The organism is Paracoccus sp. Arc7-R13 (assembly GCF_004010775.1).
In the GTDB taxonomy this organism is placed as follows: domain Bacteria; phylum Pseudomonadota; class Alphaproteobacteria; order Rhodobacterales; family Rhodobacteraceae; genus Paracoccus; species Paracoccus marcusii.
On the sequence record NZ_CP034810.1, the window covers coordinates 1,823,505 to 1,842,945 of the forward strand.

At 67.3% G+C, this 19,441-nt stretch carries 22 protein-coding genes; 19 read left to right on the top strand and 3 right to left on the bottom strand.

Features of this window, described 5'->3' with window-relative positions; translation table 11 throughout:
- Nucleotides 1-3: 3 nt before the first annotated feature.
- From EOJ32_RS09065 to cysE, 16 genes are all read left to right on the top strand, one after another.
- Nucleotides 4-1,188: a phage portal protein gene (locus EOJ32_RS09065; RefSeq protein ID WP_127898334.1), complete on the top strand. Its 1,185-nt coding sequence runs from the start codon at nt 4-6 to the stop codon at nt 1,186-1,188.
- A 3-nt stretch (nt 1,189-1,191) separates the two neighbouring features.
- Nucleotides 1,192-1,422 carry a hypothetical protein gene (locus EOJ32_RS09070; RefSeq protein WP_045999356.1) on the top strand — a complete coding sequence of 77 codons (231 nt, stop codon included), beginning with the start codon at nt 1,192-1,194 and terminating at the stop codon, nt 1,420-1,422.
- Nucleotides 1,423-1,425: 3 nt separating this feature from the next.
- On the top strand, nt 1,426-1,956 hold the full coding sequence (locus tag EOJ32_RS09075) for an HK97 family phage prohead protease (RefSeq protein WP_240542390.1): 531 nt from the start codon (nt 1,426-1,428) through the stop codon (nt 1,954-1,956).
- Nucleotides 1,957-2,064: 108 nt separating this feature from the next.
- Nucleotides 2,065-3,228, top strand: coding sequence for a phage major capsid protein (locus tag EOJ32_RS09080; protein WP_127898335.1), 1,164 nt, complete (start codon nt 2,065-2,067; stop codon nt 3,226-3,228).
- A gap of 190 nt (nt 3,229-3,418) precedes the next feature.
- Nucleotides 3,419-4,033 (top strand): hypothetical protein, encoded by a 615-nt coding sequence (locus EOJ32_RS09085; RefSeq protein WP_127898336.1) that lies wholly within the window; start codon nt 3,419-3,421, stop codon nt 4,031-4,033.
- Nucleotides 4,033-4,371: a head-tail adaptor protein gene (locus EOJ32_RS09090; protein ID WP_127898337.1), complete on the top strand. Its 339-nt coding sequence runs from the start codon at nt 4,033-4,035 to the stop codon at nt 4,369-4,371. The genes EOJ32_RS09085 and EOJ32_RS09090 overlap by 1 nt, the downstream gene beginning before the upstream one ends.
- Nucleotides 4,368-4,787 (top strand): DUF3168 domain-containing protein, encoded by a 420-nt coding sequence (locus tag EOJ32_RS09095; protein ID WP_045999352.1) that lies wholly within the window; start codon nt 4,368-4,370, stop codon nt 4,785-4,787. Before EOJ32_RS09090 ends, EOJ32_RS09095 begins: the two co-directional genes overlap by 4 nt.
- 12 nt (nt 4,788-4,799) lie before the next feature.
- Nucleotides 4,800-5,213, top strand: coding sequence for a phage major tail protein, TP901-1 family (locus tag EOJ32_RS09100; RefSeq protein ID WP_127898338.1), 414 nt, complete (start codon nt 4,800-4,802; stop codon nt 5,211-5,213).
- Nucleotides 5,213-5,527, top strand: a complete 315-nt coding sequence (locus tag EOJ32_RS09105; protein ID WP_127898339.1) for a gene transfer agent family protein — start codon at nt 5,213-5,215, stop codon at nt 5,525-5,527. The genes EOJ32_RS09100 and EOJ32_RS09105 overlap by 1 nt, the downstream gene beginning before the upstream one ends.
- The gene (locus EOJ32_RS09110; protein ID WP_127898340.1) at nt 5,524-5,778 is read left to right on the top strand and encodes a rcc01693 family protein; all 255 of its coding nucleotides are present in this window, start codon (nt 5,524-5,526) and stop codon (nt 5,776-5,778) included. Before EOJ32_RS09105 ends, EOJ32_RS09110 begins: the two co-directional genes overlap by 4 nt.
- Nucleotides 5,765-6,409 (top strand): phage tail tape measure protein, encoded by a 645-nt coding sequence (locus EOJ32_RS09115; protein ID WP_127898341.1) that lies wholly within the window; start codon nt 5,765-5,767, stop codon nt 6,407-6,409. The genes EOJ32_RS09110 and EOJ32_RS09115 overlap by 14 nt, the downstream gene beginning before the upstream one ends.
- Nucleotides 6,410-6,422: 13 nt before the next feature.
- Entirely contained in the window at nt 6,423-7,055 is a 633-nt protein-coding gene (locus EOJ32_RS09120) for a DUF2460 domain-containing protein (RefSeq protein WP_127898342.1), read from the top strand.
- On the top strand, nt 7,052-7,885 hold the full coding sequence (locus EOJ32_RS09125; RefSeq protein ID WP_127898343.1) for a DUF2163 domain-containing protein: 834 nt from the start codon (nt 7,052-7,054) through the stop codon (nt 7,883-7,885). Before EOJ32_RS09120 ends, EOJ32_RS09125 begins: the two co-directional genes overlap by 4 nt.
- Nucleotides 7,878-8,303: an NlpC/P60 family protein gene (locus tag EOJ32_RS09130; RefSeq protein ID WP_127898344.1), complete on the top strand. Its 426-nt coding sequence runs from the start codon at nt 7,878-7,880 to the stop codon at nt 8,301-8,303. The genes EOJ32_RS09125 and EOJ32_RS09130 overlap by 8 nt, the downstream gene beginning before the upstream one ends.
- Nucleotides 8,304-8,364: 61 nt before the next feature.
- Complete coding sequence (locus EOJ32_RS09135; RefSeq protein ID WP_240542391.1) at nt 8,365-12,909, top strand: glycoside hydrolase TIM-barrel-like domain-containing protein; 4,545 nt, start codon at nt 8,365-8,367, stop codon at nt 12,907-12,909.
- Between the two features lie 77 nt (nt 12,910-12,986).
- Nucleotides 12,987-13,814 (top strand): serine O-acetyltransferase, encoded by an 828-nt coding sequence (gene cysE, locus EOJ32_RS09145; protein WP_127898346.1) that lies wholly within the window; start codon nt 12,987-12,989, stop codon nt 13,812-13,814.
- A gap of 2 nt (nt 13,815-13,816) precedes the next feature.
- On the opposite strand, the gene EOJ32_RS09150 is transcribed toward cysE, so the two are convergent.
- Nucleotides 13,817-14,869 (bottom strand): quinone-dependent dihydroorotate dehydrogenase, encoded by a 1,053-nt coding sequence (locus EOJ32_RS09150; protein WP_127898347.1) that lies wholly within the window; start codon nt 14,867-14,869, stop codon nt 13,817-13,819.
- On the bottom strand, nt 14,866-15,201 hold the full coding sequence (locus tag EOJ32_RS09155; protein ID WP_127898348.1) for a DUF952 domain-containing protein: 336 nt from the start codon (nt 15,199-15,201) through the stop codon (nt 14,866-14,868). The genes EOJ32_RS09150 and EOJ32_RS09155 overlap by 4 nt, the downstream gene beginning before the upstream one ends.
- A 141-nt stretch (nt 15,202-15,342) precedes the next feature.
- On the opposite strand from EOJ32_RS09155, the gene EOJ32_RS09160 reads away from it, so the two are divergent.
- The 3 genes from EOJ32_RS09160 to EOJ32_RS09170 all read left to right on the top strand — a co-directional run bounded on the left by EOJ32_RS09160 (nt 15,343) and on the right by EOJ32_RS09170 (nt 19,009).
- Entirely contained in the window at nt 15,343-16,944 is a 1,602-nt protein-coding gene (locus EOJ32_RS09160) for a bifunctional UDP-sugar hydrolase/5'-nucleotidase (protein WP_127898349.1), read from the top strand.
- A gap of 89 nt (nt 16,945-17,033) precedes the next feature.
- Complete coding sequence (locus EOJ32_RS09165; RefSeq protein WP_127898350.1) at nt 17,034-17,627, top strand: nicotinate-nucleotide adenylyltransferase; 594 nt, start codon at nt 17,034-17,036, stop codon at nt 17,625-17,627.
- A complete protein-coding gene (locus EOJ32_RS09170) occupies nt 17,624-19,009 on the top strand; it encodes a D-alanyl-D-alanine carboxypeptidase (protein ID WP_127898351.1) in 1,386 nt (461 codons plus the stop codon). Before EOJ32_RS09165 ends, EOJ32_RS09170 begins: the two co-directional genes overlap by 4 nt.
- Here EOJ32_RS09170 and EOJ32_RS09175 read toward each other — a convergent pair.
- Nucleotides 19,006-19,428 carry a tellurite resistance TerB family protein gene (locus EOJ32_RS09175; protein ID WP_045999336.1) on the bottom strand — a complete coding sequence of 141 codons (423 nt, stop codon included), beginning with the start codon at nt 19,426-19,428 and terminating at the stop codon, nt 19,006-19,008. The two genes, EOJ32_RS09170 and EOJ32_RS09175, sit on opposite strands and share 4 nt — an antisense overlap.
- Between the last annotated feature and the right edge of the window lie 13 nt (nt 19,429-19,441).

Below are 19,441 nucleotides of genomic sequence, written 5' to 3' on the forward strand. Positions count from 1 at the left end.
AGCATGGCGTTTCGATTGTTTTCGCGGGAGGAGAAATCATCCCCCCCGCCAGAGAGGAAGGCCAGTGCGACGGGCCGGGTCGTGGCATTCGCCAGCGGGTCCGGGCGCCCTGTCTGGTCGGCCAGGGATACGGGCACGCTGACGCGCGGCGGGTTCATGGGGAACCCGGTGGGCTTTCGCAGCGTGCGCCTGATCGCCGAGGCCGCGGCGGCCGTGCCGATGATCTGCGCGGATCGCGACCACCGCTATGAGGTGCATCCGGTTCTGGATCTACTGCGCAGGCCCAATCCGGGCCAAGGTCGGGCCGAGCTGTTCGAGGCGCTGTTCGGGCAGATCCTGCTGTCGGGCAACGGCTATCTGGAGGCTGTGGGCGCGGACGCCACGGGCATCCCGGAGGAGCTGCACGTGCTGCGGTCCGACCGCATGAGCGTGGTGCCCGGTGCGGATGGCTGGCCCGTCGCCTATGAATATGCGGTGGGCGGGCGCAAGCACCGGTTCGACATGACCGGCAGCCCCGATCCGATCTGCCACGTCAAGGCGTTCCACCCGCAGGACGACCATTACGGTCTGTCGCCGATGCAGGCGGCCGCCGTCGCGCTGGACGTGCACAACAGCGCCAGTGCCTGGTCCAAGGCGCTGCTGGACAATGCGGCGCGGCCCAGTGGGGCGATCATCTACAAGGGAGTCGACGGGCAGGGGGTGCTTAGCCCCGAGCAGTATGACCGCCTGGTGGGCGAGATCGAGATGAACCATCAGGGCGCGCGCAATGCGGGCCGTCCGATGCTGCTGGAAGGCGGGCTGGACTGGCGTCCGATGGGTTTCAGCCCGTCCGACATGGAGTTCCACGAGACCAAGCTGTCGGCGGCGCGCGAGATCGCGTTGGCTTTTGGCGTGCCGCCCATGCTGCTGGGAATTCCGGGGGACGCGACCTATGCGAATTATGCCGAGGCGCACCGTGCGTTCTTTCGCCTGACGGTGCTGCCGCTGGCGACGCGGGTGTCGGCGGCTGTCGCCTGGTGGCTGTCCGAGCATCTGGGCGCCGAGATCGAGCTGCGGCCCGATCTGGACCAGATCCCGGCCCTGGCCGAGGAGCGCAACCAGCAATGGGCCCGCATCAGCGGTGCGAGCTTCCTGACGGATGCGGAAAAGCGCGCCCTGCTGGGCCTGCCGCCCCTGGACGGGGCGTGAGGCATGGAAGGGTCGCGTTTCGTCAAGGACGGGCTGTGGCACGACACGCGTCTTGAGGCGCAGGAACGGATCATGGCGCTGCAGTTCGGCCAGGTCGAGAAGCGCCTGGAGCGGATCGAGGCGATGATCGAAGGGCTGGAGCGGCGGCTGTGGATGACGGTCTACGGCGTGGTCGCCGTGATCCTGACGCAGGCCGTCCAGGGTATTCTAGATTATGCGCCGAAAGGAGGCTGAGGGATGGTTCCGGGTCTGGAGATGAAGTTCGCGGGCGGTCCGCCCGTGCTGACCGACGGTCAGGTGATCGAAGGTTATGCCAGCCTGTTCGGTCTGACCGATCAGGGCGGCGATGCGGTGCTGCCCGGCGCGTTTGCCGCGTCGCTGGCGCGGATCGCGGCGCGCGGCGACAAGGTGCGGATGCTGTGGCAGCACGACCCGACCCGCCCCATTGGGGTCTGGGACGAGGTCCGGGAGGACGGCAAGGGCCTGTGGGTCAAGGGCCGCCTGCTGCCCGACGTGGCGCAGGCCCGCGAGGCGGCGGCGCTGATCCAGGCGGGTGCGATCGACGGGCTGTCCATCGGCTATCGCACCCTGCGGGCCGAACGCGACAAGGCCGGTCGGCGCGTGCTGGCCGAGGTCGAGCTGTGGGAGGTGTCGCTGGTGACCTTCCCGATGCTGGCCGAGGCCAAGGTGGACCGCAAGGACAGCGACGAGATGCGCGACGTCGCGGCGCTGTTCGTGCAGGCGGCACAGGCCCTGCGCGGCGCATGAGATTTCGGACCGGGTGCATCCCGGTCCGTCAACCAGGTTCGGACCGGTCCCGTGCGGGAGGTCCGACGACAGGGGCGCGGCCCCGATCACCGTGACGAGGAGAAGACCATGACCGAGGTGAAGGCCGCGGGCGGCGGCGACATGCCCGCCGACCTGAAGGGGGCCATGATGGGGTTCGTCAGCGAACTCAAAGGCTTTCGTGAAGATATTCAATCCAAGCTCAACGCACAGGAACAGCGTATGACCATGATCGACCGCAAGACCGCCCTGCGGGGCCGCGCGCCCCTGTCCGCCACCGCAGAGGTCGAGGTGCCCCACCAGAAGGCGTTCAACGCCTATTTGCGCAGCGGCGACGATGACGGCCTGCGCGGTCTGGCCATCGAGGAGAAGGCGCTGTCGGTGGCCAGCGACGGCGGTTTTCTGGCCGCACCCAAGGTTGCCGAGACCGTGCAGAACACGCTGCATTCCACCTTGTCGCTGCGCCGTCTGGCCAACGTGGTGACCATCGAGGGCAGCGTCTATGAGGCACTGGTCGAGCGTGGCGACATGGGCGCCGGTTGGGCGACCGAGGCCGCCACGGTCGAGACCGCGAACTCGGCCCTGGACCGCATCGCCATCCCGGTCCACGAGCTGTCCGCGATGCCGCGTGCCAGCCAGCGCCTGCTGGACGATGCGGCCTTTGATGTCGAGGGCTGGCTGGCCGAGCGCATCGCCGAGAAGTTCGCCCGGTCCGAGGCCAACGCCTTTCTGCGCGGCGACGGCGTCGACAAGCCGCGCGGCCTGCTGAGCTATCCCACCGCGCCTGCGGCGACCGCGACCACGGCCCAGATCGGCTTCGTCGCCACCACCGCGGCTGGCGATTTCCCGGCCGCTGCGCCGATGGATTGCCTGATCGACCTGATCTACTCTCTGGGCGCGGAGTATCGCTCGAACGCCTCGTTCCTGATGAACTCGAAGACGGCAGCGCGGGTGCGCAAGATGAAGGATGCCGACGGCCGCTTCCTTTGGACCGATGCGCTGAGCGTGGGCCAGGTGCCCCAGCTGCTGGGTTATCCGGTGATGATCAGCGAGGACATGCCCGACATGACGACGAGCTCGTTCTCGATCGCGTTCGGTGATTTCCGCGCGGCCTACACGATCGTCGAGCGTCCCGACCTGCGCGTGCTGCGCGACCCGTTCAGCGCCAAGCCGCACGTGCTGTTCTATGCCACCAAGCGTGTCGGCGGCGGGATCACCGATTTCCGCGCCGTCAGGCTGCTGCGCTTCATCTGATCCCCCGAGGGATCGGATGAGGGAGGGGCGCGCCTGGTGCCGGGCATTCCGGTTTAGCAACTGTCCGCGCGCGCTGATGGCCGGCGTGCGGCGCGCCCCGCTTCCCTTTTGCCTGCAAGACAGCCGGGGCCCCGTTCGGGGGCCCCGGCTTTGGTGGAACATGCGGACGGCACGACGGGAGGTTCGCAACATGATGCTGATAGAGGAAACGGCGCCCGCGGCGGAGGCGCTGCCGGTGGCCGCCCTGCGCGCGCATTTGCGTCTGGCCCAAGGTTTCGAAGGGCCCGACGACGCCGCTGAGACGGCGGCACTGGCGGGCTTTCTGCGTGCAGCGATCGCCACAATCGAGGGGCGCACCGGCAAGGTGCTGCTGAAGCGGCGGTTCCGCATGCAGCTGGACGATTGGCGCGACCGGCTTGGCCAGTCGCTGCCGCTGGCGCCCGTGCATTCGGTCGAGCGCATCGAGATCGACGACGGGAACGGCACGCTGACCCACCTGCCCCCCGAGGGGTGGCGGCTGGTCCCGGACGGACAGCGCCCCGTGATCCTGCCGACCGGGGTCGTGCTGCCGTCGATTCCGCGGCGGGGGACGGTGACGATCACGTTTCTGGCGGGCTTCGGGGATGCCTGGTCCCAGGTTCCGGCGGATCTGGCGCAGGCGGTCATCCTGTTGGCCGCGCGTTATTACGACGATCGCAGCCAGGATGGTTTGCGTCATGCACTGCCCTTTGGTGTCAGCGCGCTGATCGAGCGCTGGCGCGCGGTCCGCACCCTGGCCGGGCGCGGCAGCCGGGAGTGGCGCTGATGGCCGCCCCGAACCTGTCGACGCGGCTGGCGCTGGAGACATCCGACCGGATCGCGGACGGCTTGGGCGGCTATGAGACGCGGTGGCGTCAACTGGGCTGGCTGTGGGCGCAGATGGAGGCGCGGTCGGGTCGCGAACAGGGGACCGGCGCGGGAATGATCAGCGTGGTCCAATGGCGCATCACGCTGCGCGCCGCGCCTGTGGGTGATGCGCGACGCCCGCGGCCGGGGCAGCGGCTGCGCCAGGGAACACGGTTGTTCCAGATCGAGGCGGTCGCGGAGAGCGATCCGTCCGGTCGGTATCTGGACTGCTTTGCGCGCGAGGAGGATCTGACATGAGCTATGGGGCAGGGGTCGCCTTGCAGGCGGCCGTCTATCAGCAGCTGCGCACGAACGAGGCGCTGGCGGATTTGGTGGGCGATGCGATTTTCGACGCGATGCCTGTGACGGCGCCAAGCGGGATCTATGTCTCGCTTGGTCCCGAGGAGGTGCGTGACGCCAGCGATTCCACGGCACGCGGATCGCGGCATGATTTCGTGATCTCGGTCATGGCGGGCAGCGACAGTGGGGCGGGCTTCGGCGCGGTCAAGGCCGCAGCGGTCGCCGTGGCCGATGCGCTGGAGGCGGGCGGACTGGTGCTGTCGCGCGGACAGCTGGCGGGTTTGTGGTTCCTGCGCGCAACCGCGCGGCGGGTGAAAAGCGGCGCGGCTCGTCAGGTCGACCTGACCTTTCGCGCGCGCATCGATCTGAACTGAGGAGATGGGACAATGGCAGTGCAAAGCGGACGTGATCTGCTGATCAAGATGGATATGTCGGGCAACGGCACGTTCGAGACCGTGGCGGGCCTGCGTGCGACTCGCCTGTCCTTCAACGCCGACACCGTCGACGTGACCAGCATGGACAGCGCCGGTGGCTGGCGCGAGCTGTTGGGCGGTGCCGGCGTGCGCAGCGCGTCGATCGCCGGATCCGGCGTGTTCCGCGACGCGGCCACCGACGGGCGCGCCCGCCAGGCGTTCTTTGACAGCGAAATCCCGTTGTTCCAGGTCATCATCCCCGATTTCGGCACCGTGGAGGGCCGGTTCCAGATCACCGGCCTGGAGTACGCGGGCAGCTACGACGGAGAGGCGACCTATGAGATGTCGCTGGCTTCGGCGGGGGCGCTGACCTTCGTGGCGCTGTGATGGCCAATCCGATGCGCGGCGAGGTGTCGCTGATGCTGGATGGCCGGCCGCATGTCGCGCGCCTAACCTTGGGCGCCCTGGCCGAACTGGAGGCGCAGCTTGAGGCGGACGGGTTGACCGGGCTGGTCGCCCGTCTTGACGCCGGGCATTTCTCCAGCCGCGAGATCCTGGCCGTGCTGGTGGCCGGGCTGCGCGGCGGCGGCTGGACGGGGCAGGCGGGTGATCTGACGGCGGTGCAGATCGACGGGGGTCCGCTGGAGGCCGCCCGCGTTGCCGCCCGCCTGCTGGCCTTGGCCTTTCGGGCGCCTGCATGACCGGGCGCGCCGGGGGGCTGGACTGGGCGGGCCTGATGCGGGCGGGCCTGCAGGGGCTGCGTCTGCATCCCGATCAGTTCTGGGCACTGACCCCCGCCGAATTGGGCCTGATGCTGGGCATGGGTCCGACGGCGCCCCGCATGACCCGTGACCGGCTGGCCGATCTGGCAGCTCGATATCCCGACGCGCCTGCACCGGCGGGCGTGGTCTTGGCTGAAACGACGGGGGATCATCAAGATGACCACACGTGACGGGACCGGCACTGCGCTGGACCAACTGGACGACGACCTGGGCCGCAATTCCCGCATGACGCAGGAGTTCCAGGCCGAACTGGGCAGGTTGCGCCAGTCGATGATGTTCACCACGCGCGAGGTCGGTACCCTGTCCTCGGGGCTTGAGCGTGGCTTGGGCCGCGCCATCGACGGCTTGGTCCTGGACGGCGGCAAGCTGTCGGACGCGTTGAAATCGATTGGGCAGTCGCTGGCCGATACCGTCTATGGCATCGCCATGAAGCCCGTCGAGAACGCTTTGGCAGGGTCGATCGCGGGCGGCATCGGCGGGATGCTGGGCGGGGTGATGCCCTTTGCCAAGGGCGGGGCATTCGCCAACGGACGCACCATGGCCGGAGATGTCGTCTCCGGACCAACGGCATTTCCGATGCGCGGCGGTCAGGGGCTGATGGGCGAGGCCGGGCCAGAGGCGATCATGCCGCTGCGGCGCGGTCCCGACGGCAAGCTGGGCGTTGCCGCAGCCGGGGGAGGGGGATCGGTGAACGTGACGTTCAACATCCAGACCCCCGACGTGGCCGGGTTCCAGCGCAGCCAGTCGCAGATCGCGGCGCAGATGTCGCGCGTGCTGGCCCGCGGCGAGCGAAACAGCTGAAAGGAGGCAAACGATGGCGTTTCACGACGTAAGATTTCCGACGAACCTGTCCTTTGGCGCCATCGGCGGTCCCGAGCGGCGCACCGAGATCGTGGCGCTGGCCAGCGGGTTCGAGGAGCGCAACACACCCTGGACGCATGCGCTTCGCCGCTTTGACGCGGGCATGGGCCTGAGGTCGTTGGACGACCTGTCGGAGGTCATCGCCTTTTTCGAGGCGCGTGCGGGGCAGCTGCACGGGTTTCGGTGGAAGGATTGGTCCGACTACAAGAGTTGTCTACCGTCAGCGGCCCCGGCATTCGGCGATCAGGTGATCGCGGTCGGGGACGGGCAAACGCGCGTCTTTCCGTTGTCGAAGGCCTATCGATCCGGGGCGACGGTCTATCGTCGGCCCGTGACCAAGCCGGTCCAGGGTTCCGTGCGCGCCGGGATCGGGGGGGCAGAGGTGTTCGTCGGCATCAACTATGCCGTAGACCATGTTGCCGGGCGCATCATCTTTGACGAGGCCCCGGAGGCGGGCGCGGACATCTCTGCCGGGTTCGAATTCGACGTTCCGGTGCGCTTCGACACGGACCGGATCGCAGTGTCCGTCGCGTCGTTCCAGGCCGGGCAGGTTCCCGACATTCCGGTCGTGGAGGTTCGGGTATGACGACGACGACAGTTGCACGCGCTTGGTCGGTGCGGCGCACCGATGGTCTTACGCTTGGCTTTACCGATCATGACCAGCGACTGGTCTTTGGCGGGGTGACCTTTCGCCCTGACCGCGGCCTGACCGCGCGGGCGTTGGTTCAGGGAACCGGCCTGTCGGTCGACAACTCCGAGGCGGTCGGGGCGCTGAACGATGATGCGATCACCGAGCGCGACCTCATGACCGGTCGGTGGGACCAGGCAGAACTGCGCATGTGGGAGGTCGACTGGAGCGATGTCACCAGTCGAAAGCTGGTGTTTCGCGGGTCTTTGGGCGAGGTCTCGCGTGCGAACGGGGCCTTCCGCGCCGAGCTTCGCGGCCTGTCAGAGGCGCTGAACGCGCCGCAGGGGCGCGTCTATCATCCCCGGTGCAGCGCGCGCCTTGGCGATGGGGCGTGCAGGGTCGACCTGAGCGCGGAAAGTCTGAGCATGCTGCGCCAGGTTCAGGTTATGGACGATGGACGCGTCTTCACGTTCACCGCATTTCCGGCCTTTGACGCGGCGTGGTTCGATCATGGGCGGCTGGAGGTTCTGTCCGGAGCAGCGCAAGGTCTGCATGGTGCGATCAAGAACGACACTGCACGCCCCGGTGGCCAGAGGATTATCGAGCTGTGGTCCAGTCTGGGCATTCTGCCCGCCACCGGCGACCAGATCCGACTGACGGCAGGATGCAACAAGGCTGCGGATACGTGCCGGCTGAAGTTTCGCAATCATCTGAACTTCCGCGGGTTTCCTCATCTGCCGTCCGAGGATTGGCTGATGGCGCCTCAGGCAGGACGCCGGAATGGATAGCCCGGTCGTCGATGCCGCCCGGCTGTGGCTGGGCACGCCTTATGTCCATCAGGCCAGCGTCCGGGGCAGTGGCTCGGATTGCCTCGGGCTGATCCGCGGCGTCTGGCGCGACCTGTATGGGGCGGAGCCTGAGGCGCCCCCGGCCTATACCGCCGATTGGGCCGAATGCGGCAGCACCGAAGTGCTGCTGTCCGCGGCCATGCGGCACCTGCGTCCGGTCGATGATGCGGACTGGCAGCCAGGGCAGGTGCTGTTGTTTCGGATGCGGCAGGGCGCCATCGCCAAGCACTTGGGCATCCTGTCGGCCGCGGGCGATGCCCCCCGGTTTCTGCATGCCTATACCGGCCACGGTGTCATCGACAGTCCGCTGACCCCTCCGTGGCAATCCAGAATCGTGGCACGGTTCCGCTTTCCCTGACCAATTCGAACGAAGGAGGCCCTTATGGCCACGATTGTCCTGTCTGCCGTGGGTGCGTCGCTTGGCGGAGGTTTCGGGGGGGGCGGTCCTTGGGCTGTCGGGTGCCGTTCTGGGCCGTGCGGCAGGAGCCGTCCTGGGTCGTGCCATCGATCAGCGCCTGCTGGGCGGTGGGGCGAAGGCCGTCGAGACGGGCCGGATCGACCGCCTTCGCATCCAGACAGCCGGAGAGGGCATGGCCATCCCCCGGATCTGGGGACAGATGCGCCTGCCTGGGCATGTCATCTGGGCATCCGACCTTGAAGAGGTCACGCGGTCCGAGAATGCGGGTGGTGGCAAGGGCGCGCCCAGCACCCAGGTGACCCAGATCAGCTATCGTCTGTCTGTCGCATTGGCGTTGGCCGAAGGTCCGATCCTGTCAGTGGGCCGGGTCTGGGCCGATGGCGAGGAGATTGCACAGGCGGATCTGAACATGCGGATCTATCGTGGTGGCGAGGCGCAGATGCCGGACCCCGTGATCGCCGCCATCGAAGGCGACGCGGCCCCTGCCTATCGCGGGACGGCCTATGTCGTTTTGGAGAACCTGAGCCTGGAGCGGTGGGGCAACCGCATGCCGCAGCTTAGCTTTGAGGTGACATGCCCGGCACGTGACGGCAGCGGCCTGTCGCGCGACGTCCGGGCCGTCGCCCTGATCCCCGGCACGGGGGAGTATTCGCTGGCCACGACGCCTGTGACCGAAAGCGGTGACCTGGGCGAAAGCCGCAGCTTCAACACGAACACGCCGATGGGCGGGACCGACTTTCGCGCATCGCTGGATGTCCTGGGGCGCGAACTGCCGAATGTGGGTTCGGTGTCGTTGATCGTGTCCTGGTTCGGCAGCGATCTGCGCATCGGTCAGTGCCGCGTGCAGCCCAAGGTCGAATACCGTCAGGTCGACGGGGCGGAGATGCCGTGGCGCGCGGGTGGCATCGGCCGTGCGGACGCGGCCGAGGTCGCGCGCAAGGATGGACGTCCGATCTATGGCGGCACGCCGTCTGACCGCTCGGTGATCGAGGGGCTCAGGGCGCTGTCGGCGTCGGGGCGCAAGGCGATCTTCTATCCGTTCATCCTGATGGAGCAACTGGGCGGCAACGGATTGACCGACCCTTACGGCGCGACCGAACAGCCTGCCATGCCCTGGCGCGGCCGCATCACGACCAGCGTCGCCCCCGGCCGGACCGGCACCACCGACGGCACGTTGGCCGCCGTCGATCAGGTGGCCGCGTTCTTCGGATCGGCTGCTCCGACCGATTTCGCGCGCATCGGTGAGGCCGTTACCTATTCCGGTCCGGCCGAATGGTCGTACCGGCGGTTCATTTTGCACTATGCCCATGTCTGCGCGGCGGCGGGCGGCATCGATGCCTTTTTGATCGGGTCCGAGATGGTCGCGATGACCCAGATCCGCGGTCCGGGAAACACCTATCCCGCCGTGGCGGCCCTGCGCCGCTTGGCTGCGGACGTCCGCGGCATCCTTGGGCCGAACGTCAAGATCGGCTATGCCAGTGACTGGTCGGAATATTTTGGCCATCACCCCGGAAATGGAGAGCTGTTCTTTCATCTGGACCCGCTGTGGGCAGACCCGAACATCGATTTCATCGGCATCGACAACTATATGCCGCTGTCCGACTGGCGCGATGGCGACGACCATCTGGATGCGTCCTGGGGTCGGATCGACAATATCGACTATCTGCGCGCCAATGTCGCGGGAGGAGAGGGGTACGATTGGTTCTATGCCAGCGACGCCGACCGTCTGACACAGAACCGTACGCCCATTACGGACGGTGCCTATGACGAGGCCTGGGTCTGGCGTTACAAGGACTTGACGGGCTGGTGGCAGAACCTGCACTACAACCGCCCCGGTGGTGTGCGGCAGAGGGAAGCGACCGCATGGGTGCCCGGGTCGAAGCCGATCTGGTTCACCGAGTTCGGCTGCGCCGCGCTGGACAAGGCGACGAACCAGCCGAACAAGTTCCTGGACGCGATGTCTTCCGAGAGCATGCTGCCGCATTTCTCCAACGGTACGCGGAACGATGCGATCCAAGCTGCCTATGTCGAGGCGACGATGGCGCATTGGTGCGACCCCGCCAACAACCCGGTCAATGCCGATGGCATGCGGATGCTGGACGTGGACCGTGCGCATGTCTGGTGCTGGGACGCGCGGCCCTATCCGGCCTTTCCGGGGCGTGGTGATCTGTGGTCGGACGGTCCTGCGTGGGATCGCGGACACTGGCTGAATGGGCGTGCGGGCGCCGTCACGCTGCGCGCGGTGGTCACGGACATCTGCAAGGGTGCGGGTGTGACGGCCGTTGATGTGTCGAGAGTATCAGGCGTGGTGCGGGGCTATGCCCTGCAGGGTTCCGAATCCGGGCGGGCCGCATTGCAGCCCCTGATGCTGGCACATGGTTTCGACGCGGTAGAGCGCGACGGCGTGCTGAAGTTCGTCTCGCGTGACGGACTGGCACGCGCGCAGATCGGACCCGATGACCTGGCCATCACCGGCGACGTGACCGGGTTCGAAACCGTCCGTCAGATGGAATCTGCGAACATCGGTCAGTTGCGCCTCAGCCATGTCGCGGCAGGGGGCGACTATGCGGTCGCGACGGCCGAGGCCAGCTTGACGGATATCGACCGTCGCGCCGTGTCCGAAAGCGAACTGGACATGGTGCTGACCCGCCCGGAAGGGCGCGCCATCACCGACCGCTGGATCGCTGAGGCCGAGGTGGCGCGCGATACGGCACGGTTCGCGCTTTCGCCATCACGTGCGGATCTTGGCCCTGGCGACGTTGTCGTGACGCATATGCCGGGGCAGGAGAGCCGCCGCTGGCGGATCGACCGGGTCGAGCGTGCGGGCGCCATCACGGTCGATGCCGTCAGGGTCGACCCCGGCCTCTACACGCCGCGTCTGGCGCATCAGGATCAGGGCGGTATCGGCCGCTATCTGCCGCCGATGCCCGTGTTCCCGGTGTTCATGGACCTGCCCCTGCTGCGGGGCGACGAGGTTCCGCATGCCCCGTGGCTGGCGGTCGCGGCCCATCCCTGGCCGGGATCGGTCGCGGTCTATGGCTCCGCCGAGGCCGAGGGCGGGTTCGACCTGAACCTGATGCTGCAACGCCGCGCCCTGATCGGTCGGACGCTGACGCCATTGGGGCGTGCAAGCCCGGGTCTGATCGACCGGGGCGAACCGCTGCATCTGCGGATGCTTCGCGATCCGTTGCGGTCCGTGAATGAACGCGCGTTGCTGTCGGGTGCGAACGCGATTGCGATCGGGGACGGCAGCCTGACCCGATGGGAGATCATGCAGTTCGCGAACGCAGAGCTGGTGGCGCCGGACACCTGGCAGATCAGCCGCCGCCTGCGTGGGCAGGCCGGCACGGATGCGATCATGCCGGATGTCTGGCCCGCTGGCAGTCTGGTCGTGCTGCTGGATGGCAGCCCGCGCCAGGTCGCCCTGCCACCCTCCACTCGCGGCCAGGAGCGGTTCTGGCGGGTGGGTCCGGCCCTGCGGGCGCCGGACGACACCAGCTACCGCAGCCGTACGACGGTCGCGCCGGGGATCGGGCTGCGGCCCTATGCACCCTGCCACCTGCGCAAGCAGGGCAATGACATCACCTGGATCAGGCGCAGCCGGATCGAGGGTGATGGCTGGGACGGCGCCGACGTTCCGCTTGGCGAGGAATCGGAACGCTACCTGCTGCGCTTGATCCAGGCGGGGCAAGTCGTCGCCGAAGCCCAGACGCAGACCCGTCATGGACCATCCCCGCGGCGGTCCGCGACCAGTTGCAGCCCGGACAGGTCACGATCGAGGTGGCCCAATTGTCGCAGACCTTCGGGCGCGGCCCCTTTGCAAGGAGAGACTTCAATGCCCAGTGAAACCGCGCGCCTTCAGATGGCCCTGTTGCAGCCCGCGCAGGCCCAGAAGCACGTCACCGTCAACGAGGCGCTGATGCGGCTGGACGGCATGGTGAACCTTGTGCTGCAGAGCATGTCGACGCAGACGCCCCCGGCAACGGTTCTGGATGGCCAGTGCTGGGGCGTTCCCGCGGCGCCCACGGGGGCATGGGTGGGGCAGACGGGGCGCATCGCCGTCGGATCGAACGGCGGGTGGGTCTTTCTGCCGCCGTCCCGCGGCATGCGCTGTTTCGTCGCCGACAGGGGGGTGGAGGCCATCCATGACGGCACTGCCTGGATCGTCGGCGCGATGAGCATGGGCAGCCGCGGGTCGGGCCTAGTCACCGGGATGGCCGAGGGCGAGGTCATCCTGGGCACGGGCAGCAGCACGGTGACCGGGGTCTTCATCCCGGCGGGTGCGCTGGTGATCGGAGCTGTCGGACGGGTCACGGCCACCCTGACCGGTTCGCTGACCGGCTGGCGTCTTGGTACGGCGGGGGCGTTGAACCGCTTCGGTCAGGGCCTCGGCAAGCAGCAGGATTCATGGGCAAGGGGGATGCTTGGTTCGCCCATGGCCTATTACCAGGCCGATCCGCTGATCGTCACGGCCGAGGGCGGCACGTTCACGGGCGGGCGCATCTCTCTGGCGGTGCATTGGCTGGAAATGCGGCTACCGAACTGATCGACCGGGCCCGCCCGTCTTTTCCCGGACCGCATTCTGTCCTATGTAGGAGGTCTGACAGACCGGGCGGGCCCAAGATGAACATGCTGCATACCGAAAAGACACCGCTGTCCCTGGACCGTGATGCGATCTGGGCGCAGCTGCGCGACGAGGGGCGGGCGGCAGCCGCCGCCGAGCCGCTGTTGGGTGCGCTGATCCATGCGGGGCTTTTGCATCACAAGAGCCTTGAGGCAGCACTGGCCTATCGGCTGTCGCTGAAGCTGGCATCGGGCGAGATGAGCGAACAGATCCTGCGCGAGATCGCCGATCATGCCTATGCCAATGCCCCCGAACTGGGGGACGCCGCGCGGGCCGACCTGATGGCGGTCTATGACCGCGATCCGGCGACACATCGGCTGATCCAGCCGCTGCTGTTCTTCAAGGGGTTCCAGGCGCTGCAGGCCTATCGGATGGCGCATTGGCTGTGGCAGCAGGATCGCAAGGATCTGTCGTACTTCGTCCAGATGCGGTGTTCGGAATGCTTTGGGGTGGACATCCATCCCGCAGCGCGCATCGGCACGGGCATCATGATGGATCACGCCCATTCCATCGTCATCGGTGAGACGGCGACTGTCGGCAACGACGTGTCGATGCTGCATTCCGTGACGCTTGGAGGGACCGGCAAGGAGGATGGCGACCGTCATCCCAAGATCGGCGACGGCGTGCTGATCGGCGCGGGCGCCAAGGTTCTGGGCAACATCCGCGTCGGGCACCATTCGCGGATCGCGGCCGGGTCGGTCGTGCTGCACGAGGTCCCGTCCTGCAAGACCGTCGCGGGCGTCCCCGCCCGCGTCATTGGCGACGCAGGTTGCCCTGAACCGTCGCACAGCATGAACCAGCTGCTGGGCGCCGACGACTACAGCTAGGGTCAGTCGGCGCTGGCGCTGCCTCTCAACTCGTCGAGGGTGATGCGCTGGCGGGTCAGCCGGTCGTCCAGCGCCTCTGCCAGGCGGGGCGCAATCGACAGTCCCTGATAGATCATGGCCGAATAGATCTGCACCGCCGTGGCGCCGGCTCGCAGCTTCTCCCACACATCGTCCACGCTGGTAATACCGCCGACGCCGACAAGCGGCAAAGCGCCTTTCGTTTCCCGATACAGCAGGGAAAGGACGCGGGTGGACCGGGCGAACAAGGGGCGACCTGAAAGCCCACCTGCCTGTCCGGCATGCGGTCCGGTGATGCCGTCACGCGACAGCGTCGTGTTCGTGGCGATGATGCCGTCCAGCTTCGCATTCATGGCGACCGACGCGACCTGCGCGATTTCAGTGTCGGTCAGATCCGGGGCGATCTTGACGAAAACCGGCACGCGCTTCGCCAGGCCGTCCCGCGTTGTCAGAACCCGGTCCAGCAAGGCAGACAGTGCCTCTGCCCCCTGCAAGTCGCGCAGGCGTTCCGTGTTCGGCGACGAGACGTTGACGGTCACGAAATCCGCTGATTGTCCCGCGACGCGCAGGACCTGGGCAAAGTCCTCGGCCCGGTCCGTGCTGTCCTTGTTGGCGCCTAGGTTCAATCCGACCGGCACGCCCGCGGGACGCGCCGCCAGGCGCCGGCCGATCACGTCCGCACCTTCGTTGTTGAAGCCGAACCGGTTGATGATGGCTTGTTGTTCCGTCAGTCGGAACAGGCGCGGTTTGGGATTGCCCGGTTGCGATCGCGGTGTGGCGGCCCCGACCTCCAGAAAGCCGAAGCCGGACCGCATCAGGGGGGCGATGACGCGCGCGTTCTTGTCGTATCCCGCAGCAAGGCCAATCGGGTTGGGCAACGTCATTCCCGCCAGAGACACCTGCAACCTGTCGGATGTCACGGCTCGACCGTGCAGCGGCACCACACCGCGTGCCAGCGCCGCGATCGACAGGTCGTGCGCCCGTTCGGGGTCAATGCGGTGCAGCGCGGCAAGTCCCAGCTTTTCGACCACGCTCATGGCACGATCCCGGTGTCGTGACCCGCGTCGGTCAGGCCAATGGGTCGCGACCATTGCACATCCGCCAGCGTCAATGCCCGGTACAGATGCGGGAACAGCGCCCCGCCGCGCGACGGCTCCCACCGCAGATCGGGCGCCAGGGCGTCCGGATCGCATGACAGCAGGATCAGCCCGTCCTCATTCGCAAAATGCTTGGACAATGTCACCGACAGCTGCTGGGCCGTTGAAAAGTGGATATAGCCGTCGGCCAGATCGACGGGCGCCCCGAGGGTGCGGCCGTCCTGCTGCATCTGGGCCCATTCGGCCGCGCGAAATACCTTGAAGATCTGCATGGCGGCATTTGCCTCCGCCCGGGGCTGCGGGTCAAGACGTCATCGGCCTCCATGCCGCCCAGGGACCTGAAGGTTTGACCCCCCCCGTCGGCTGCGCCAAGCTGCCGGGGCCAACCAACAGGGCCACATAGGGAATCAGGGATGACACGACGCCTTCTTGCCGCCGCATCCGCCATCGCGCTGTTCGCAGGAACCGCGCAGGCCGAAACCGTTCTGCACATTCTTCACACGAATGACGTCCACAGCCGGATCGAGCCGATCAGCGACCGCGACAGCACATGCGATGCGGAACAGACCGCCGCGGGCGAATGCTTTGGCGGGATGGCCCGCATCGCCACCAAGATCAAGGAACTGCGCGACCGGATCACGGCCGAGGGCGGGAACGTTATCGTGCTGGATGCAGGCGATCAGTACCAGGGATCGTTGTTCTACACGACCTACAAGGGCACGGAGGTGGTCGAGTTCATGAACGCCATCGGATATGACGCGATGGCGGTCGGAAACCATGAGTTCGACGACGGACCCGAGGGTCTGGCGGTACTGACCGACGGCGTCGACTTTCCGGTCCTGTCCAGCAACATCGACGTTTCCCAGTCGAACGTGCTGGCCGACAAGGTCGCCAAGCACACCATCCTGGAGGTCGGCGACCACAAGATCGGCATCGTCTCGGCCCTGGCCATGGACACGCCTGAAACGGCGTCGCCCGGGCCTAATGTCATCTTTCAGGATGACGCCGACAGCCTTGCTGCGGCAGCGGCGGAACTGGCCGATCAGGGCGTCGACAAGGTCATCGCCCTGACCCATGTCGGCTATCTGCGCGATCTGGAACTGGCAGCCGAGGTGCCGGGGATCGATGCGGTTATCGGTGGCCACTCTCACACCCTGCTGGGTGACATGGAGGGCGCGACGGCGGCCTATCCCACCATGGTGGACGGGGCTGACGGCGCGAAGGTGCCGGTGGCGCAGGTCTATGCCTATGGCAAGTATCTGGGCCATCTGACGCTGACCTTCGATGATGCGGGCGTTCTGACGTCGGTCGAGGGCGAGCCCATTCTGCTGGACGCCTCGGTTCCCGAGGACGAGGCGATCGCTGCGCGCGTGGCCGAGATGGCCGAACCCATCGCCGCGCTGCGCGAGGAGGTGGTGGCCAGCACCTCGGCGCCGATCAACGGCGACCGGGACGTCTGTCGTGCGCGGGAATGCGAGATGGGCAATCTTGTGGCCGACGCCATGCTGGACCGCGTAGCGGATCAGGGCGTCACCATCGCCATCCAGAACGGTGGCGGACTGCGCGCGTCTATCGACGAAGGCGAGGTGACGATGGGCGAGGTCTATACCGTCCTGCCGTTCCAGAACGTCCTGTCGACCTTTCAGCTGACCGGTGCCGATATCGTCGCCGCACTGGAGAACGGCGCCAGCCAGTACGAGGAGGCCGCAGGCCGTTTCGCGCAGGTGGCAGGACTGAAATATACCGTCGATCCTGCTGCTGAATCGGGCGCGCGCATCAGCGAGGTGATGGTGCAACAGGATGGCGAATGGGTGCCCATCGATCCTGCGGCGACCTATGGCGTCGCCACCAACAACTACATGCGCGGGGGCGGCGACGGGTACGAGGTCTTCGCGACGGGCGGCCAGAACGCCTATGATTTCGGACCCGACCTGGCCGAAGTGGTGGCGGATTATCTGGGCGCGCGTCAGGAGGGCTATGCCCCCTATGTCGATGGCCGCATCACCGTGAAATGACGCCAAGGGGTGCCGGGCCGTGGGTCCGGCACCCCCTTTTTGCGGTCCGCGTGCTTGGCGCGGGCGCCGCCTTGCGCTAATCGGGCCGGATGCGAACGGGCTTTCCCCTCGCGCGGCCAGGCCAGCGCATCGGCATTCTGGGCGGGTCCTTCGATCCGGCCCATCAGGGGCACCTGCTGATCAGCCAGGTCGCCCTGCGCAGGCTGGGTCTTGACCGGGTCTGGTGGCTGGTCTCTCCCGGAAACCCGCTCAAGGCGCACGGCCCCGCGCCGTTGGCGACGCGCATGGCCGCCGCCCGTGCCAACGCCCGCGATCCCCGAATCCTTGTCACCGACATCGAGGCCAAGCTTGGCTTGCGCAAGACGGCGGATACCCTGCACGCGCTTGCGCGGCTTTATCCAGGGGTGCGGTTCGTCTGGCTGATGGGGTCCGACAACATGGTGCAGTTTCACCATTGGGACCGCTGGCGCGTAATCGCCGACCAGGTGCCCATTGCCGTGATGGCCCGGCCCGGATCGCGGCTGGCGGCGCGTCATGCCGTTGCGTCCACCATCCTGCGCCGCGCGCGCCTGCCGGAAGCGCGGGCCGCTTTGCTGGCACAGGCACGGCCGCCGGCCTGGGTGCTTTTGAACCTGCCGATGTCGGGCCTGTCCTCCACCGAACTGCGGAAAGGGCTGCGATGACGCTGAACCGACGCCGAATGCTGACCATGATTGCGGCCGCGACCCTGGCCCCCGGTACCTTATCCGCGCAAGGGCTGGACCTGCGCCCCCGGCCGCGACCTGTTCCGGAACCCGGCGATCTTGTCGTGCGGTCTGGTCTGCCCGGGCGGGTGGCCTTTGCGCTGACCGACGGGACCGAACCGCTGGCCCTGCGCCAGGCGGGGGCGCTGCTGGCGCCGGCGAGCACGATGAAGGCGATCACCGCGCTTTATGCGCTGGACCGGCTTGGCCCGGCCCATCGGTTCCGCACGCGGGTGATCAGGGCAGGGGACACGCTGATCCTGGCGGGCGGCGGCGACCCTGTGCTGACCACCGATGACCTGGCGCGTCTGGCCGACGATCTTGTCGGGCTGAAGACCCCAAGCCCCGCGCGCTTTGCGGTCTGGGGCGGCGCCTTGCCCGGCATCGCCGAAATCGCCCCCGAACAGGACGATCATCTGCCTTACAACCCCGCCATCTCGGGGCTGATGCTGAACTTCAACCGCGTCCATCTGGGCTGGACCCGCGTGGGCGTCGATCATCAGATCAGCGTCGAGGCGCGGGCGGCCGACAATTCCCCCCGCGCCTATACCGTCACCGCGATGCCGGGCGACCAGTCCGACCTGTTCTCCTATCACCATGATCTGGAACGCGAATATTGGACGGTGTCGCGCGCTGCGATGCGTCGAACGGGCAGCCGGTGGCTGCCGGTACGCCTGCCCGAACTTTATGCGGCGGACGTGTTCCAGACGCTGTGCCGCGCCCGCGGTCTGGTCCTGCCCGCGCCAGACGTCATCGACCGCCTGCCAGCGGGCCAGGACATCGCGCATCATGACAGCCCCCCGGTCGAGGCGCTGGTCCGCGACATGCTGGAATATTCCACGAACCTGACGGCCGAGGCGCTTGGACTGCATGCCAGCGGTGCGCCCGATCTGGTGCAGTCGGGACAGGCGATGCGCGGCTGGCTGGACGGGCTGGGGCAGGGGATGCGTCTTGCCGATCATTCGGGCCTGTCGGATGCCAGCCGGATCAGCCCCTATGCGATGACGCGCGTGCTGGCGGGGCCGGGGCGCGATCTGCTGTTGTCGCGCCTGATGCGGCGCAATCCGCTGGCCGATGACGACCACCTAGTCAACGCGCCGGTCGCGGCCAAGACCGGGACGCTGAACTTTGTGTCGAACCTGGCCGGATATGTCACCGGGACGTCGGGAACCGAAGGCGTGTTCACCATCTTTTGCGCCGATGCCGTGCGTCGCCGGGCCACCATCGGAGAGGAACTGCCCGCAGGGGTCAGCACCTGGACACGGCAGGCCAAGGCGCTGCAGGCCGATCTGCTGAACAGTTTCGCGGGTCGTCTGGCCTAGACGGTCATGTGGCGCACGCGGGCCGACAGCTCGATCGCCGCGGCGTGCAGGCGGCTGATGTTCAACTGGTCGCGGATCTCGGCCAGCATCATGACCTCGCCCTCGTACAGGCGTCCGTCGGCCGCGCCCACATCGCAGGCAAGCGCATAGGCCGTCTCATAGAGCTTCTCGGGCAGCGCGTCGCGGATCAGGCCGAACAGCGCGTCCACGCCATCCTCTTCGTCGAACAGCGTCATCACGGTCTGGCTGATCGGCCGGATGCGGTCGTCGTCATAGGCCGCAAAGACCGGCGCATGGTCGACCATCCGCTGGATCGCCACCAGTTCGGATGTGCGGATGGTGCTGTCCGAGCAGGACACCGCCACCATCACCGCGACAAGCGCATCGCAGGGGGACAGGGAAGGCAGGTCGATGGTCATGGTACACTCCGCT